We start from the raw sequence: 15,994 nt of genomic DNA on the forward strand, positions 1-15,994 counted from the left end.
TGCCGGACGGGGGACAGGATTTCCCGACATGACACCGACTTCCGAAGATTGGCGCGCAGGTGGCTTTGGGCTGTATGTCCATTGGCCCTTTTGCGCCGCGAAATGCCCCTATTGCGACTTCAACAGCCATGTCGTCGCCCATGTCGATCAGGCCCGATGGGCCAAGGCGCTGTCATCCGAGATCGCCCGTCTGGCGGCCGAGATTCCCGACCGCCATCTGGGCAGTATCTTTTTCGGCGGCGGCACGCCTTCGCTGATGCTGCCCGAGACCGTGGATGCCGTGATCCGCGCGGCTCAGGCCGGCTGGGGCTTTACCAATGACATCGAAATATCGCTCGAGGCGAATCCCACAAGCGTTGAAAAAGCGCGCTTTCAGGGGTTTGCCGATGCAGGGGTGAACCGCCTTTCGATGGGCATTCAGGCATTGAACGACGACGATCTGCGCCGCTTGGGCCGGATGCATTCGGTGGCCGAGGCACGTGCCGCCTTTGACGTGGCGCGCGACACCTTCGGGCGGGTCAGCTTTGACCTGATCTATGCGCGCCAAGGGCAGGACCGCCCCGCCTGGCGGGCGGAGTTGCGCCAGGCGTTGTCGATGGCGGTGGACCACCTGTCGCTGTATCAGCTGACCATCGAACCGGGCACAGCATTTGGTGCCCGTGCCGAGATCGGCAAGCTGCGCGACCTGCCTGACGACGACCTGTCGGCCGACATGTATGCCGACACGCAGGAAATCTGCACCGAGGCCGGGATGAACGGCTATGAGATCTCGAACCACGCCGCGCCCGGCTCCGAGAGCCGTCACAACCTTGTCTATTGGCGCCAAGGCGATTGGGCCGCCGTCGGTCCCGGCGCGCATGGCCGGATGACCCTGCCCCATGGCCGCATTGCCACCGAAGCCCTGCGTGCCCCCGGCGCCTGGATCGACGCCGTCGAACGTCAGGGAACGGGAGAGCTGCCGCGCGAGTTCATCCCCCGTGACGAAATGGCCACCGAATATCTGCTGATGTCGATGCGCCTGAGCGAAGGAATGGACATGGACCGTTTTGCCAGTCTTGCAGGTCAGCCGCCCAACCCTGCGTCCGTCGCTTCGCTGATCGATCTGGGAATGGTTCGCCAGATCGGAGACAGATTGCAGGCAACCGATGCTGGGCGTCCCGTTCTTAATGCGATCCTGCGCGAACTGGCTATCTGACCCGTGCGCCGCAAATTATGGCTGACGATCGGCTGGATATTCATGGGCTTGGGCATCATCGGCATCGCGTTGCCGGTCGTACCGACGGTACCCTTTCTGCTGGTCGCGGCTTGGGCCTTTGCGCGGTCGTCCCCTGCCCTGCGCCAGCGTATTCTTGACCATCCGACCTATGGTCCCCCGGTTCGTGCATGGCAGGAGCGCGGCGCCGTTGGATACAAGGCAAAAGTCTGGGCGATCTCGGCGATGTCAGCCGGTGTCGGCCTGTCGTGGTGGGTAGGCATGCCACTATGGGTGGTCATGACCCAGGCTGTGATCTGCACCTGCGTTGCGGTCTTTCTGCTGACCAGACCTAGCGCATGACACCCATTCTGGCAGCTATTCTGAACAACCCTGGAAGATAGGCGTCAGTTCTGGCCGCCAAGCATCTGGCAAAGCTGATCAAGTTGATCCAGATCCTTGTAGGTGATGACTAGCTCCCCACCATCCGTCCCGGAATGACTGATCTGAACTTTCATCTTCAGATGGGCGCTCAGATCGCCTTCCAGTGCGCGGGTGTCAGCGTCTTTTTCACCGTCAGCTTTCGACCTGCCCCGAGGCTTTTCTTGCTGTGGCTGCGCCAGCTTGCGGACCATGTCTTCGGTTTCACGAACGGACATGCCTTTTTCGATCACCCGTCGCGCCAATTGCGCAGCGTTGGGGGCCGTGATCAAGGCGCGCGCATGACCTGCGCTCAGCTTGTTATCTTTGACCAAATCCTGAACGGAATCGGGCAAGTTCAGAAGACGTAAAAGATTGGCGATATGGCTGCGGCTTTTGTTCAAAGCTTCGGCCAAGCGTTCTTGAGTGTGACCGAAGCGATCCATCAGTTGCCGAAAACTGGCGGCCTCTTCGATCGAATTCAGATCAGCGCGCTGAATGTTCTCGATGATCGCGACTTCCAGAACCTCGGTATCAGACATCTGACGAATGATGACCGGAAGTTCGTGCAGCTGGGCCATCTGCGCCGCACGCCAACGACGTTCACCGGCAACAATCTGATAGATACCCGCATCGTCCGGGTGCGGTCGAACGATCAACGGCTGAAGAACTCCGCGTTGCTTCAATGACGCGGCAAGTTCCTGAAGCGCTTCCGGCTCGAAACTGCGACGAGGCTGATCCGGGTTTGCCGTGATCTGTTCGATCGGGACAAGGACCCGGTCCTTCACAGCCGGAGTGGGCGTATTCGGCGCCGGATCGGACAGATCCATGTCGGCCATCAAGGCAGACAAACCGCGGCCCAAGCCACGCTTACCAGCTTTGCTGTCGGACATCAGGCAGCCTCCGTCACAAGTTTCAAACGCTCACAGAATTCGTCGGCAAACTGTCGATAGGCGATGCTGCCCTTCGAGTTCGGGTCGTAGCTGAGCACCGGCTGTGCATGTGACGGCGCCTCGGACACGCGAACATTTCTTGGGATAACAGTGGGGTAAACCAAATCACCCAAGGTTTCGCGTACATCTGCCTCAACCTGCTGGGACAGGTTGTTGCGGTAGTCTGACATGGTGAGAAGAATGCCGTTGATCCGCAACGATGGGTTGGCCGTCTGGCGGACATGCTTGACGGTACCCAGCAATTGCGAAAGCCCTTCAAGCGCATAGAACTCGGCCTGGAGCGGGACAAGAACGCTTGTTGCTGCCACCATTGCATTGACAGTCAGCAAGCCCAAAGCCGGAGGGCAGTCGATCAAGACAATTGTGCCGGCCGGAGCTTGGGACAGCTGTTTGCTGAGCAGTCGCATCCGATCCTGTGTCTGCGATAATTCAACATCTGCTGAAGACAGGTCAGACGTCGCAGGCACGACCTTGAGGTTCTGAATATCAGTTGACATGGCTGCCTGCAGCAAGCCCGCTTCGCCCGTCAAAAGATCATAGACGGTAAATTCGCGCTGGTCCGATGCAATACCCAAGCCCGTGGATGCGTTTCCCTGAGGATCGAGATCGACCAGAATGGTCGGCCATCCTGCTTGCGCCAGTGCTGCCCCGAGATTAACCGCAGTCGTCGTTTTCCCGACCCCGCCCTTTTGGTTTGCGATTGCGACGATATGCTGCTCACGCATGGGAAACTCCGGATATTTTCAGGATTGCGGCTTCTGGATCGGTTGTACTGTTAAAATGCTCAAGATCAAACTGCCATTCGTTTCTTGCCACTTCGACCTCGTCTTTCCAACTGCGCCCTTTCATCAAAAGCGCTGTGCCATCTGTCGATAGATGAAGGTGTACAAATTTAAGAAGCTGATTGAGTGCCGCCAGCGCACGGGCGGAAGCATAGTCAGCATTAAACGGTTCGATTTTTTCAATGCGATCGCTAACGACTTGCACTTTGGTCAACGAAAGCTCTCTGACAACCGTTTTTAAGAATTGGCACTTCCGTTTATCGCTCTCAACGAGGGTAAAGCGTATGGGCATATCGCGATAGAATATCGCCATCACCAAGCCCGGAAGCCCCCCGCCGCTTCCGAAGTCAACCCAATGACCTTTGATTGCAGATGGCAAGTGCTCAGCTAACTGGAGGCAATCCTCAACATGCCGGTGTCGAAAATCCACTAAAGTTGACGCTGCCACGAGATTTATCTTCGGGTTCCAAGCCGACAAAAGTGCCTTATAAGCGTCAAATAGTTCTCCGGTTTCACGTGAAACATTGATCATGCCGACAGACGTGCCTTGGATTTCGTCAAAGCGATCAGAAGGGTTAACGCCGCCGGGGTCATACCCTCCAGCTTGGCTGCTTCTGCAATCGAAGTAGGACGTCGCTCATTCAGCTTGCGCGCTAACTCTGCGGACAATCCACCCACGGCAAGATATTCTTCGTTCGGATCCAAAAGGACATTTTCGCTCGACTTAATTGCGTTGACGTCACGCTGTTGGCGTTTTGTGTATTGATGGTACAGCGCATCATTCCGTAGCTGTACCAGTGTTTCACGTGAAACATCAGCAAGATAGGGCACATTCAGATCCAAGGTATCCTGGTCGATATCCACCATGCCCAGCAATGTGAAAACAGATCTTAATTGACCATCCAAGCGAACCTTCAATCCCCAGCTGGAAAGCTCATTTGGGGAAATCTTAATACTTTCCAGCACGCTCCGAGCGTGATGGTACCTATCATGCCGAATTTTGAAACTGGCAACACGCTCTCCACCAATGCATCCTAGTTCCATGCCAATGGGCGTCAGTCGCTGGTCTGCATTATCTGCGCGAAGGCTGAGGCGGAACTCTGCTCGAGAGGTGAACATTCTGTAAGGTTCAGTGACGCCACGCGAGACCAAGTCATCAATCATCACACCGATATAGCTATCCGTCCGACTGAAGCTGTAAGGCTCTTTACCCTGAGCCGAGAGGGAAGCATTCAAGCCAGCAACCAGACCCTGCCCTGCTGCTTCTTCATAACCGGTTGTTCCATTGATTTGCCCTGCCAAAAACAATCGGCTGACTAAGCCAACTTCCAAACTGTGCTTTAGACAAGTGGGATCTACGAAGTCGTATTCTACTGCATATCCTGGCTGAAGAATTACTGCGTTCTCAAGTCCAACAATTGAGTGAATATATTCCTCCTGCACTTCCAGTGGAAGAGAGGTGGAAATACCGTTCGGATAGACTGTTGTGTCGTCAAGGCCCTCAGGTTCCAGGAATATCTGGTGAGAGTCCTTATCGGCAAAGCGAACGACCTTATCTTCGATAGATGGGCAATAACGAGGTCCACGCCCCGAAATATGTCCACCGTACATGGCCGAGCGATGCAAGTTTTCGCAGATGATCTCATGTGTGCGCTGATTGGTATGTGTGATCCCGCACGAAATTTGAGCGGCTTCCGGTTGATCGTTAAGATATGAGAACACCACTGGCTCTTCATCACCGGGCTGCATCTCCAAAGCGTCCCAGTCTATGGTTCGACCGTCAAGACGCGGTGGGGTCCCTGTTTTCAACCGAGACGTCGGCAAATCAAATTTACCTAGCGAAGCTGCCAATCCGACAGAGGCGTCATTCCCCCAACGACCAGCAGCACGGCTAACATCGCCGATATGAATAATCCCGTTCAGGAAGGTACCGGTCGTCAATACGGTCGCCTTGGCGGAAAACAGCTGTCCGTCAGCCATCGACACCCCGGTGACTACATCTTTACAGCCTTCAAATGCTGCCACCTCTCCGAAGATCAGTTCGACTCCGGGGTAATTACTAAGAAGATCCCATGCGGTTTCACGATAAATCTTTCGGTCCATCTGCGCCCGGGGGCCTTGAACAGCCGGCCCTTTACGGCAATTCAGCAACCTGAATTGAATTCCTGCTTTATCTGCAATGCGTCCCATGACGCCATCAAGCGCGTCAACCTCGCGGACCAAGTGTCCTTTACCCAAACCGCCAATTGCCGGATTGCAGGATAGGGTTCCTATATCTTCCTTCTTCATGGTGATCAGTGCCACCGACGAACCCATTCGCGCAGCAGCAGTGGCAGCTTCAACTCCAGCGTGGCCGGCACCGATAACTATGACGTCGAAATGTTTCACGTGAAGCAATCCCTATTTCCCGATACAGAACGACGAGAAGATTTTATCAAGATAATCCTCGGCATCGATTCGGCCAAGCAGTCTATCCAAAGCATGTCCACACTTGCGCAGTTCTTCGGCCAAAATCTCGACTGGCAGCCCCTGAACGTCACACAAAGAGTCTGCTGCCGTATGAAGCTCATTCAACTGGCGCTCGTGACTGACGATACCAGCTCCGGCAACTCGAATGACAAGCTGTTCGTAAATCTGCGCCAGCAGATGATCCACGCCTTCACCGGTCACAGAGGATATAGCACCATCACCTGCTCCGCTCAGATCGGACTTACCACGCACAACGATATCACCGTTATGCCACAATTCAGGAACAGCGGTGCCATCGTCTGATAGGTGCAAACGCAGATCGGCAATGGCTGCCCGGTTCCGCGCGCGTTCTATCCCCACGATCTCGACTTCATCCCGGGATTCACGCAAACCAGCAGTATCAAGTAAGGTAACCGAGAGGCCTTTGAGGTCTAGCCGCAGCTCAAGAACATCGCGGGTGGTGCCTGCAACCGTCGAAACGATGGCAACATCCCTTTTTGCTATCCTGTTCAAAAGACTTGATTTTCCAGCGTTCGGCGGACCAACGATCGCAACTTCAAAGCCTTGTCTGATGCGTTCCGCAGCCGAAAATCCATGAATTTCGGCGTTGATCGCGGTCAAAAGTCGTTCAATCAATGCATATGCTTGCTCCGGGACCTCATCGGGAACATCTTCATCCGCGAAGTCTACACTGACCTCGACGAATGCCCCCGCTTCGATCAACCAGGATCGCCATTCTTCGGTCTTCCTAGCCAATTCTCCGCTGGTCGCGCGCATGGCCAACTGCCTTTGCGCTTCGGTTTCAGCCGCGAGAAGATCGCCAAGACCTTCGATCTCTGCCAAGTCCATACGGCCGTTCAGGAACGCCCGTCGGGTGAACTCTCCCGCCTCGGCCATCCGAGCGCCTAACGCAAACAATTCCGCGGTGACACGACGAACAATCACCGGCGCTCCGTGCAGATGCAACTCGGCGACTTCTTCTCCGGTGAAACTCTGGCCGCTGGCAAACCACATTGCCAGAACCTGGTCGATCGTCTCATCACCAGACCGAAGGTCACGGAAATAAGCATGCCGCGCGGAATTCATGGGTCCAACCAACGCTTCGGCAGCCGACCGCGCGCCATCACCGCTCAGTCGAATGACGGAAACTCCCCCCCGCCCGGGCGGGGTGGCTTCGGCGAAGATCAGGTCCATGTCTGCCTCGTCAGGCGTTCATCGAGTCGAAGAACTCGGAGTTGCTCTTGGTCTGCTTCAGTTTCGAAATTAGGAACTCGACCGCGTCGGTGGTGCCCATCGGGTTCAGAATCCGGCGCAGCAGGTAAGTCTTCTGAAGATCCTTGCTGTTGACCAGCAATTCTTCCTTCCGCGTGCCGGATTTCAGGATATCCATCGCCGGGAAGACGCGCTTGTCGGCGACCTTGCGGTCCAGCACGATCTCGCTGTTACCCGTACCCTTGAATTCCTCGAAGATGACTTCATCCATGCGCGAACCCGTGTCGATCAGCGCCGTTGCGATGATGGTCAGGCTGCCGCCTTCTTCGATGTTGCGCGCAGCACCGAAGAAGCGCTTGGGGCGCTGCAAGGCATTGGCGTCAACGCCACCGGTCAGCACCTTGCCCGAGCTTGGGACCACAGTGTTGAACGCTCTACCAAGTCTTGTGATCGAATCAAGCAGGATCACTACATCTCGCTTATGCTCGACCAAGCGTTTGGCCTTTTCGATGACCATTTCGGACACCGCAACGTGCCGGCTGGCCGGTTCGTCGAAGGTCGATGAGACCACCTCGCCACGCACGCTGCGTTGCATGTCGGTAACTTCTTCGGGCCGTTCGTCGATCAGCAGAACGATCAGATAGCACTCGGGGTGATTTTTCTCGATCGAATTGGCGATGTTCTGCAGCAGGACCGTCTTACCCGTGCGCGGCGGTGCCACGATCAGCGACCGCTGGCCCTTGCCGATGGGTGCAACCAGGTCGATGATGCGTGCGCTGCGATCCTTGATGGTGGGGTCTTCGACCTCCATCGTCAGACGATCGTCGGGGTAAAGCGGCGTCAGGTTGTCGAAGGCGACCTTGTGACGGGCCTTTTCCGGCTCCTCGAAGTTGATCTGCTCGACCTTGGTCAGCGCGAAATAGCGCTCGTTGTCGCCAGGCGCGCGGATCACGCCCTCGACGGAATCGCCGGTCCGCAGCGAATGCTGGCGGATCATGTCGGGGCTGACATAAATGTCGTCCGGACCGGGCAGATAGTTCGCCTCGGTCAACCGCAGGAAGCCGAATCCGTCCTGAACGACCTCCAGCACGCCTTCGCCGCCGATATCCCAGCCCTCCTCGGCATGCTCCTTGAGGATCGAGAACATCATCTCGCCCTTGCGCATGGTCGAGGCGTTCTCGATTTCCCATTCCTCTGCCATGGACAGCAGGTCGGCGGGGCTTTTGGCCTTCAGGTCAGAGAGATTGAGGCGTTCTTCGGTCATATTGGCGCAAACTTTCGGCCGCACGACGAATCGTTCGGAGCAGGAAAAGTGTCTTGGGAATCCTGCACCGGACGGCCAGGGTTGCGGGGCATTTAAGCCGCCGCCCGTGGCGAGTCAATCTTTTCGATCAGAACTTGACGATGACCGCCGTGACAATCGCGACCATGAACAGGGTCGGCAATTCGTTCATCATCCTGTATTTCCTGCCAGATTTCGCCTTTCCGGAGGCCAGGTTGCGGCGTTCGCGGGCGCACCACATGTGAAATCCGCTCATCCCGACGACGCCTGCGGCCTTCACCCAGGGCCAGGTCATCGACCAGTCGACGATTCCCGGGGTCATCACCATCGTCAGACCGCTGATCCAGGTCGCGATCATCGCCGGGTTCATGATCAAACGCAGCAGCTTGTCTTCCATGATGACGAAACTGGACCGGGGTTCGGCCTGATTTTCGCCGCGTTCGGCGTGATAGACGAACAATCTGGGCAGATAGAACAGTCCTGCCATCCAGGAAATGACGGCCATGACGTGAAATGCCTTCACCCATGGATAGATCACGAACAGCCAATCGAACATGCGCACCTCTCTTCCTCTCACTTAAATGAAAGAAAAGAGAAAAGGAATGTTGTTGAAGTAGGGGCTGTGGATAGCGGGATTACTGTGTTTTTCACTGCCCGATCCCCAAAATCACAGCCTGTGGATAAATGTGTTGAAAATTTGGATCACGGGAAGAAAATCTTTTGTAAACAAAATGATCTTGTGTGGATAATTTTGCGGATAATGATTTGGCGAACAATTCGTCCACAATCGGTCGTCCTGGCGAAATCAAGTTGTGCACCTGTGGATCACCGCACCGGGTTCGCCCTTCGTTCCAGGGTGAAATTCAACACCGATTGGGCCTTGACCGACTTGTCACCAAGCGCCCGACCAATTCCCCCCGTTTCTTGTCCACAGGGCTCAGGTGGCGCGCGGCGGTCTTTCGGGCGCGCCTTCCGCGCCACAGGCCCGACCTTGTGCATTCTTTGGTCTTTTTTCGCCGGATTTTGGGACTTACTCTGGGGGTGACACCAACCTGCCAGCGACAAGGTCCCCATGACGGACGAGATTCCCGCCAGCCAGATCAGCCATGCCCCCCTGGCCGGGGTGATCGGCATGCCCATCGCCCATTCCCGGTCGCCGCGCCTGCATGGGCATTGGCTGAAACGCTATGGGCTGGCCGGACATTACGTACCGATCCCGGTGATGCCCGAACATCTGGCCGAGGTTCTTCGCGTTCTACCCCGCGCGGGCTTTGTCGGTGCCAATGTCACCATCCCCCACAAAGAGGCCGTGCTGACACTGGCCGATACGGTCACCGATCGCGCTGCGCTGATCGGGGCTGCGAATACGCTGATCTTTCGCGCAGACGGCAAGATCCATGCCGACAACACCGATGGATATGGCTTCATCGCAAATCTTCGCCAATCCGCCCCCGACTGGCAGCCCGAGGCAGGCCCTGCCGCCGTGATCGGTGCGGGCGGGGCGGCACGGGCGGTCGTGGCATCCCTGCTGGACAGCGGCGTCAAGGAACTGCGGATCACCAATCGCACCCGACTGCGGGCGGAACAGATCAAGGCGGAATTCGGCGCAAGACTGGTCGTCTATGACTGGGCGCAGGTCGGCAACATGCTGGAAGGGGCGACGACGGTGGTCAACGCCACCTCGCTTGGGATGGAGGGCAAGCAGCCGCTTCGGGTGCCGCTGGATGCGCTGTCGCCGGACGCGCTGGTCACCGATCTGGTCTATACGCCGCTGATGACCCCCCTGCTGACCGAGGCGCAGGCCCGCGGATGTCGGGTCGTCAACGGTCTGGGGATGCTGCTGCATCAGGCCGCCCCCGGCTTTGAACGCTGGTTCGGCCACCGCCCCGAGGTCAACGACGAGATTCGCCGAGTCGTTCTGGAATGACCTATGTGCTGGGCCTGACCGGCAGCATCGGCATGGGCAAATCGACTACGGCGCAGATGTTTCGCGACCTTGGCCACCCGGTCTGGGACGCGGATGAGGCCGTCCACAGGCTCTATGCCGAACAGGGGGCAGCGGTGGCGCCGGTCTCGGCCATGTTTCCGACCGCACTTTCGGGGGGCATGATCGACCGTGCGGCCCTGCGTCAGGTATTGGCCAGTGACGATCAGGCCTTGGCGCGACTGGAAGCCATCGTGCATCCGCTGGTGGCACGTGATCGTGCCGATTTCACCGCCATGCACGCGGATGCGCCGCTGGTGGTTCTGGACATCCCGCTGCTGTTCGAAAGCGCCAGCCCGCCCGATCTGGACGGCGTGGCGGTCGTCTCGACCGATGCGAAAACGCAGCGCGACCGCGTCATGGCGCGACCCAGCATGACCGATGACACCTTCGCGATGATCCTTGCGCGACAGATGCCTGACGCTGATAAGCGGGCGCGCGCGGATTGGATCATCCCCACCGACACGCTGCAGAACGCCCGCGCCGCCGTGCAGCACATCGTTTCCGAGGTCACCCCCCATGCGTGAGATCGTCCTTGATACCGAAACCACCGGTTTCGACGCCGAAAACGGCGACCGCATCGTTGAAATCGGCGCGTTGGAGCTGTTCAACCACCTGCCGACCGGCAAGACCTTCCACGTCTACATCAACCCCGAACGCAGCATGCCCCAGGGCGCCTTCGAGGTGCATGGCTTGGGCGACGAATTCCTGGCCGACAAGCCCAAGTTCGCCGAGGTCGCGCAGGGTTTCATCGATTTCATCGCCGATGACGCCAAGCTGGTGATCCATAACGCCAGCTTCGACATGAAATTCCTGAACGCCGAACTGAAGCGCGCAGGCCATGCACCGATCCCCTTCGACCGGGCGCTGGACACGCTGATGATCGCGCGCGAACGCTTTCCGGGGTCGCCTGCCACGCTGGACGCTTTGTGCCGCCGCTTCGGGGTCAACAACTCGAACCGGGAACTGCACGGGGCGCTGCTGGACAGCGAATTGCTGGCCGAGGTCTATCTGGAACTGATCGGCGGCCGTCAGCCCGACCTTGTTCTGGCGCAGGCCCGGAACGAGGATGACGAACCCGGCATCGACGGCCAGATGCGTCCCCGCGCGCAGCGTCCGACCCCCCTGCCGCCCCGCCTGACCGACGCCGAGGCGCAGGCCCATACCGAATTCGTGGCCAAACTGGGCGAGGATTCCCTGTGGTCGCGGTATCAGGCCAGCTGACGCCAGCCTTGCGCGGATCGCTTCCCCGCATCATGCTGGCGAAAACGGGAAATGGGGCGGCATGATCGACTGGCTAAGGGATATCGGCAGCTTCTGGGGTTCGATCTTCGAACGCATGGATCAGACCCACATGACCCTGATCGCGGCCGGCGTCGCCTTCTATGGCATGTTCGCGGTCTTTCCCGGCATCGGCGCCATCATCGCGCTGTGGAGCCTGTGGTTCGACCCCGACGTCGTCCTGACCTATCTGGATGTCGCGCATGAATTCCTGCCCGATGGCGCCTCGACGATCGTGGACGATCAGGTCACTTCGCTGACATCGAACGGGCAGACCTCGGTCGGATGGACGTCGTTCCTGTCGTTCATGATCGCGACCATCGCGGCGCGCGCGGGTGTCGATGCGCTGATCCGGGGGTTGAACGCGGCCTATGGGGTCCGCGCGCATTCGACGATCTTCGGCTTCGTGCTGGCCTATGCGCTGACGCTGGTGATCGTGGGGATCTCGCTTGCGGGTCTTGCGACCATCGTGATCGTGCCGGTGGTGCTGAACTTCTTTGTCATCGCACCGGTGCGGTCGCTGATGATCACGGCGCTGCCTTGGGCGGGGATGTTCCTGCTGGTCATCCTGACCATCGGCATCCTCTACCGCTATGGCCCGAACGTGAAGACGCCGCGCACGCCGATCTTTACCTGGGGGGCGATGTTCGCGGCCATGCTGTGGGCCGCAGGGTCTATCGCGTTTTCGGCCTATCTAGGCAGCTTCAACAGCTACAATCGCATCTATGGGTCCATCGGGACGGTCGTGGCATTGTTGATGTGGCTGTATCTGGCCGGGTTCTCGGTGCTGCTGGGTGCGTTAATCAATGTCGAACTGGCCCGCCGCCGCCGTCTGAGAGCCGCGCGCGAGGCACGCCGCGGGTTCGATGAGCTGCTGGCCGAAAAGAACCAGTGAAAAGGGCGCCGCGATGGGCGCCCTTTCGTTGTCTCAGACTTCCAAGCCTTCGGTCGATGCAAAGAACATCGCCTGACTGACCGCTGAACGGACCTGTTCCTCGCTATAGGGCTTGGAAATCAGGAAGGCCGGCTCGGGGCGGTCGCCCGTCAGCAGACGCTCGGGGAAGGCGGTGATGAAGATCACCGGAATATCGCCCATGCTGCCCAGCAGTTCGTTGACCGCATCGACGCCCGAGGATCCGTCCGCCAGCTGGATGTCGGCCAGGATCAGGTCGGGACGCTGCTTTCCGGCCAGGTCGATGGCGGCGGTATGGGTACGCGCGACGCCGGTGACTTCGTGGCCCATGGCCTGCACGATGCCCTTCAGGTCCATCGCGATGATCATCTCGTCCTCGATGACCATCACCTTGCCACGCAGGGTGTTGCCCATCTCGCTCAGCGCGATCTGGACCAGTTCCTCTGCCTCGGCAGTGTCGATCTGCATGACGCGGGCGATCTGATCGGCGCGCAGCTCCTCGATCGTGCGCAGCAGCAGGGCTTCGCGGGAATTCGGGGTCAGGCCGCGCAGGTGATCTTGCGCACGGCGTTCGCGGGCGGTCATGTCGGTGTCTTCCACCGGCTGACCCGAGCTTTGCCAGATCGCGTGGAACGTCTTGAACAACGCGATACGCAGATCGTCTTCGCCATCAAGCACGCTCCGATCCGACAGGATCGCCTCAAGCGTAGCGGCCGCATAGTTGTCACCGGCACTCTGGCTTCCGGTCAGAGCACGCGCATAGCGGCGCAGGAACGGAAGCTGTTGGCCGATCGATTGGGCCAGATCTGCAGCAGTCATCACACAGTCCTTTTAATTCGTCTATTGCAAGGAACCATCTTGCCCCCCTATCGGTTGCATGGTTGTGCGCACAAGTTTGTCGGGACTAACATTATTATGACGCCAAAGCGAGATGACCGTAGGAAAGCGGCCGTGGAAAAACAAATCGATGAGAACCTGAAACGGGTTTACGAACAGGACGCCACGAACGAGGTTCCTGATCGCTTCCTCGAGCTTCTTCAAAAGCTCAAGGAACAGGGATGACCATTTCCCGGACCATTTTCCCTTCCGATCCCTCGTTCCACGGTGCCATCCCCTCATGACGAATACAGCCCTGCCTGATCCGCGCGACCAGCTGGTCAACCACCTTCCGGCGCTACGGGCCTTTGCCCTGTCGCTGACGCGTGAAGGCGCTGCGGCCGACGATCTGGTGCAGGACACCATCGTCAAGGCATGGACCAACATGGACAAGTTCCAGGCGGGCACCAATCTGCGCGCATGGCTGTTCACCATCCTTCGCAACACGTTCTATTCCGCCCGCCGCAAGACCAAGCGCGAGGTCAGCGACAGCGACGGCATCCACGCCGCGCGTCAATCGACCCGCCCCGACCATGACGGTCGTCTTGCGCTGCGCGATTTCCGCTTTGCCTTCGACCGCCTGCCCGACGAACAGCGCGAGGCTCTGATCTTGGTTGGTGCATCCGGCTTTTCCTATGAAGAGGCCGCCGATATGACCGGCGTGGCCGTGGGCACGGTGAAATCCCGCGCCAACCGCGGTCGCCGCAAGCTGGCCGAATTGCTGCACCTGGAACAGGGTGAAGATCTGAACATGACCGATCAGGCGACGCTGGCGGTGATGGCTCAGAACAATTCAAGCTCTCGCTGAGCTGGCACGATGTTGCGGCGCATATCAGGTCAACTGGAATTCACGCGCCGGCTTGGCTTTCGGCTTGGCGCGCTGCTGTCGGTCGCGATCCTGCCCATCGGGCTGATCTCTCTGGTCCAGAACCTGCATCTGTCGCAAGAGGCCGAACGCAGCGCAGAAATCGCCCTGTTGGGCCGCACCGCATCCGCAGCATCGGGGGAACGGGCGCTGCTGCAAAGCGCGCTTGGTTCGGCCGATGCCTTGGGGCCTGCGGTGCTTGAAACCATGAACCGCCCCGAACAATGCGCCGAACTTTTGCGCAATTTCGTTCAGCGCAGCGGGACCTACAGCCATGCAGGCTTCGTCCCGGTCGATGGTTTCATGCAGTGCAGCTCGGATCCCGACGCGCTGGAAGGCTTTGATCTGTCCCAGAACGACCTTCTGCAGAACTTCTTGAAAAATCCGGTCACCACCGTCACCTCGGTGCGTCGCGGCGCTGTCACCGGCAAGGCGGTCGTCGTCGTCCAGCAGCCGCTGTACCGTGATCGCGAATTGCTGGGCTATGTAGGGCTGTCGCTGTCGCAGGACCTGCTGCGATCCACCCATGCGATGGACTTCGGCAACGAAGGCACCCGCATCATGACCTTCAACAGCCGCGGCCGGGTTCTGAACGGCGACGATTTGGTCGGCGGAACGACCGATGACCTGCTGCCGCGCGACCGCGATCTGGTCGGTCTGCTGGGTCAGGGCGAAACCACCTTCCGCGCGACCGCGAACAACGACGAAACCCGTGTCTTTACCGTGGTCCCCGTCATTCCGGGCCTTGTGTATGCCCTTGGCAGCTGGAGCCCCCAGACCGCCGGTGTCGGCGTCTTCCAGTTGTCGCGCTTTGGGGCGGTTCTGCTGCCTGCCGCCTTGTGGGTCGTGTCGCTGGCCGTCGCCTATTTCGCGGTCTTCCGGCTGGTGCTGCGCCATATCACCGTGCTGCGCGGCCAGATGCGCCGTTTTGCCATCGGCAACCGTGTCAGCGCGCCGCCGGTGCTGCAGGATGCACCGACCGAGATCACCGACGTCAGCCAGACCTTCCACAACATGGCCCGCATCCTGATCCGCGACGAAGAAGCGATGGAAAAGGCCGTTGCCGAAAAGACCGTCCTGCTGAAAGAGGTCCATCACCGGGTCAAGAACAACCTTCAGCTGATCGCCTCGATCATCAACATGCAAAGCCGGCTGATCGACGATCCCGATGCCAAGCAGGTGCTGCGGTCGGTGCAGGACCGCGTGGCGGCGCTGGCGACGATCTATCGCAATCTCTATCAGGCGGAACAGCTGGATGCGGTCGATGCTGATCTGCTGATCACCGACATCATCGGCCAGCTGACCAATGTCACCCAAGGCGCGGGCACGCGGTTGAAGGTGCAATCCGACATCCAGCAGCTGACGATGATGCCCGATCAGGCCGTCCCCCTGACGCTTCTGGCGACCGAAGCCTTTACCAACGCCCTGAAATACGCGGGCAAGCCACAGGGAAGCGGTCGCCCCTGGGTCAGTGTGTCGTTGACCTCGCCCGAACCGGGTCTGGGCAAGCTGCAGGTGGCCAATTCGGTCGGCCCCGACCCCACCGAGGGTGGCACGGGGCTTGGCACCCAGCTGATCGAGGCGTTCTCGATGCAGCTGGAAGGCGAGGTCGAGACCCGGTCTGAGCCCGACAGCTATGTCCTGACCATGATCTTCAAGTTGACACAGGGCCATCACGGGCCTGCGGGCGACGTGCGCAATGTCGTGCTGACCTCGGCTGCCAAGGCCGGTTCGCGCCACTGACGCAGCATTTCTTGCGCCCCCA

At 59.0% G+C, this 15,994-nt stretch carries 17 protein-coding genes; 9 read left to right on the forward strand and 8 right to left on the reverse strand.

Annotation, left to right across the window (positions count from 1 at the left end; translation table 11 throughout):
- Positions 1 to 28: 28 nt before the first annotated feature.
- Complete coding sequence (gene hemW, locus SJY40_RS13735) at positions 29 to 1,195, forward strand: radical SAM family heme chaperone HemW (protein ID WP_378947556.1); 1,167 nt, start codon at positions 29 to 31, stop codon at positions 1,193 to 1,195.
- 3 nt (positions 1,196 to 1,198) lie between these two features.
- Positions 1,199 to 1,555 carry a YbaN family protein gene (locus SJY40_RS13740; protein ID WP_378947559.1) on the forward strand — a complete coding sequence of 119 codons (357 nt, stop codon included), beginning with the start codon at positions 1,199 to 1,201 and terminating at the stop codon, positions 1,553 to 1,555.
- Between the two features lie 44 nt (positions 1,556 to 1,599).
- Here the strand turns inward: SJY40_RS13740 and SJY40_RS13745 are convergent, their stop codons facing one another.
- The 7 genes from SJY40_RS13745 to hemJ all read right to left on the reverse strand — a co-directional run bounded on the left by SJY40_RS13745 (position 1,600) and on the right by hemJ (position 8,866).
- Positions 1,600 to 2,505 (reverse strand): ParB/RepB/Spo0J family partition protein, encoded by a 906-nt coding sequence (locus SJY40_RS13745; RefSeq protein ID WP_378947561.1) that lies wholly within the window; start codon positions 2,503 to 2,505, stop codon positions 1,600 to 1,602.
- Positions 2,505 to 3,290: a ParA family protein gene (locus SJY40_RS13750; RefSeq protein ID WP_378947564.1), complete on the reverse strand. Its 786-nt coding sequence runs from the start codon at positions 3,288 to 3,290 to the stop codon at positions 2,505 to 2,507. Before SJY40_RS13750 ends, SJY40_RS13745 begins: the two co-directional genes overlap by 1 nt.
- Positions 3,283 to 3,879, reverse strand: coding sequence for a 16S rRNA (guanine(527)-N(7))-methyltransferase RsmG (rsmG, locus tag SJY40_RS13755; RefSeq protein WP_378947566.1), 597 nt, complete (start codon positions 3,877 to 3,879; stop codon positions 3,283 to 3,285). The genes SJY40_RS13750 and rsmG overlap by 8 nt, the downstream gene beginning before the upstream one ends.
- Positions 3,876 to 5,735 carry a tRNA uridine-5-carboxymethylaminomethyl(34) synthesis enzyme MnmG gene (mnmG, locus tag SJY40_RS13760; RefSeq protein ID WP_378947569.1) on the reverse strand — a complete coding sequence of 620 codons (1,860 nt, stop codon included), beginning with the start codon at positions 5,733 to 5,735 and terminating at the stop codon, positions 3,876 to 3,878. The genes rsmG and mnmG overlap by 4 nt, the downstream gene beginning before the upstream one ends.
- 12 nt (positions 5,736 to 5,747) lie before the next feature.
- Complete coding sequence (gene mnmE, locus SJY40_RS13765; RefSeq protein WP_378947571.1) at positions 5,748 to 7,010, reverse strand: tRNA uridine-5-carboxymethylaminomethyl(34) synthesis GTPase MnmE; 1,263 nt, start codon at positions 7,008 to 7,010, stop codon at positions 5,748 to 5,750.
- A 10-nt stretch (positions 7,011 to 7,020) separates the two neighbouring features.
- Complete coding sequence (rho, locus tag SJY40_RS13770) at positions 7,021 to 8,292, reverse strand: transcription termination factor Rho (protein WP_378947574.1); 1,272 nt, start codon at positions 8,290 to 8,292, stop codon at positions 7,021 to 7,023.
- 127 nt (positions 8,293 to 8,419) lie between these two features.
- Positions 8,420 to 8,866 (reverse strand): protoporphyrinogen oxidase HemJ, encoded by a 447-nt coding sequence (gene hemJ / locus SJY40_RS13775; RefSeq protein ID WP_378947576.1) that lies wholly within the window; start codon positions 8,864 to 8,866, stop codon positions 8,420 to 8,422.
- A 516-nt stretch (positions 8,867 to 9,382) separates the two neighbouring features.
- On the opposite strand from hemJ, the gene SJY40_RS13780 reads away from it, so the two are divergent.
- The 4 genes from SJY40_RS13780 (at position 9,383) to SJY40_RS13795 (ending at position 12,470) form a co-directional block, all read left to right on the forward strand.
- Entirely contained in the window at positions 9,383 to 10,237 is an 855-nt protein-coding gene (locus tag SJY40_RS13780; RefSeq protein WP_378947579.1) for a shikimate dehydrogenase, read from the forward strand.
- Positions 10,234 to 10,821 (forward strand): dephospho-CoA kinase, encoded by a 588-nt coding sequence (gene coaE, locus SJY40_RS13785; protein WP_378947582.1) that lies wholly within the window; start codon positions 10,234 to 10,236, stop codon positions 10,819 to 10,821. The genes SJY40_RS13780 and coaE overlap by 4 nt, the downstream gene beginning before the upstream one ends.
- Positions 10,814 to 11,518 (forward strand): DNA polymerase III subunit epsilon, encoded by a 705-nt coding sequence (gene dnaQ / locus SJY40_RS13790; RefSeq protein WP_378947584.1) that lies wholly within the window; start codon positions 10,814 to 10,816, stop codon positions 11,516 to 11,518. The genes coaE and dnaQ overlap by 8 nt, the downstream gene beginning before the upstream one ends.
- Positions 11,519 to 11,579: 61 nt before the next feature.
- Positions 11,580 to 12,470, forward strand: a complete 891-nt coding sequence (locus SJY40_RS13795) for a YihY/virulence factor BrkB family protein (protein ID WP_378947587.1) — start codon at positions 11,580 to 11,582, stop codon at positions 12,468 to 12,470.
- Positions 12,471 to 12,503: 33 nt separating this feature from the next.
- On the opposite strand, the gene SJY40_RS13800 is transcribed toward SJY40_RS13795, so the two are convergent.
- On the reverse strand, positions 12,504 to 13,307 hold the full coding sequence (locus SJY40_RS13800) for a response regulator (RefSeq protein WP_378947590.1): 804 nt from the start codon (positions 13,305 to 13,307) through the stop codon (positions 12,504 to 12,506).
- A 132-nt stretch (positions 13,308 to 13,439) separates the two neighbouring features.
- Between SJY40_RS13800 and SJY40_RS13805 the strand changes: the two genes are divergently transcribed.
- Genes SJY40_RS13805 through SJY40_RS13815 form a run of 3 tightly spaced genes read left to right on the forward strand, consistent with a single transcriptional unit; the run spans position 13,440 to position 15,972 of the window.
- Positions 13,440 to 13,550: a NepR family anti-sigma factor gene (locus SJY40_RS13805; protein ID WP_378947593.1), complete on the forward strand. Its 111-nt coding sequence runs from the start codon at positions 13,440 to 13,442 to the stop codon at positions 13,548 to 13,550.
- Between the two features lie 55 nt (positions 13,551 to 13,605).
- A complete protein-coding gene (locus SJY40_RS13810; RefSeq protein ID WP_378947596.1) occupies positions 13,606 to 14,172 on the forward strand; it encodes an RNA polymerase sigma factor in 567 nt (188 codons plus the stop codon).
- Between the two features lie 9 nt (positions 14,173 to 14,181).
- Positions 14,182 to 15,972, forward strand: a complete 1,791-nt coding sequence (locus SJY40_RS13815) for a sensor histidine kinase (protein WP_378947599.1) — start codon at positions 14,182 to 14,184, stop codon at positions 15,970 to 15,972.
- The last annotated feature ends 22 nt before the right edge of the window (positions 15,973 to 15,994 follow it).

The organism is Paracoccus sp. R86501, from assembly GCF_042466435.1.
Lineage (GTDB): Bacteria > Pseudomonadota > Alphaproteobacteria > Rhodobacterales > Rhodobacteraceae > Paracoccus.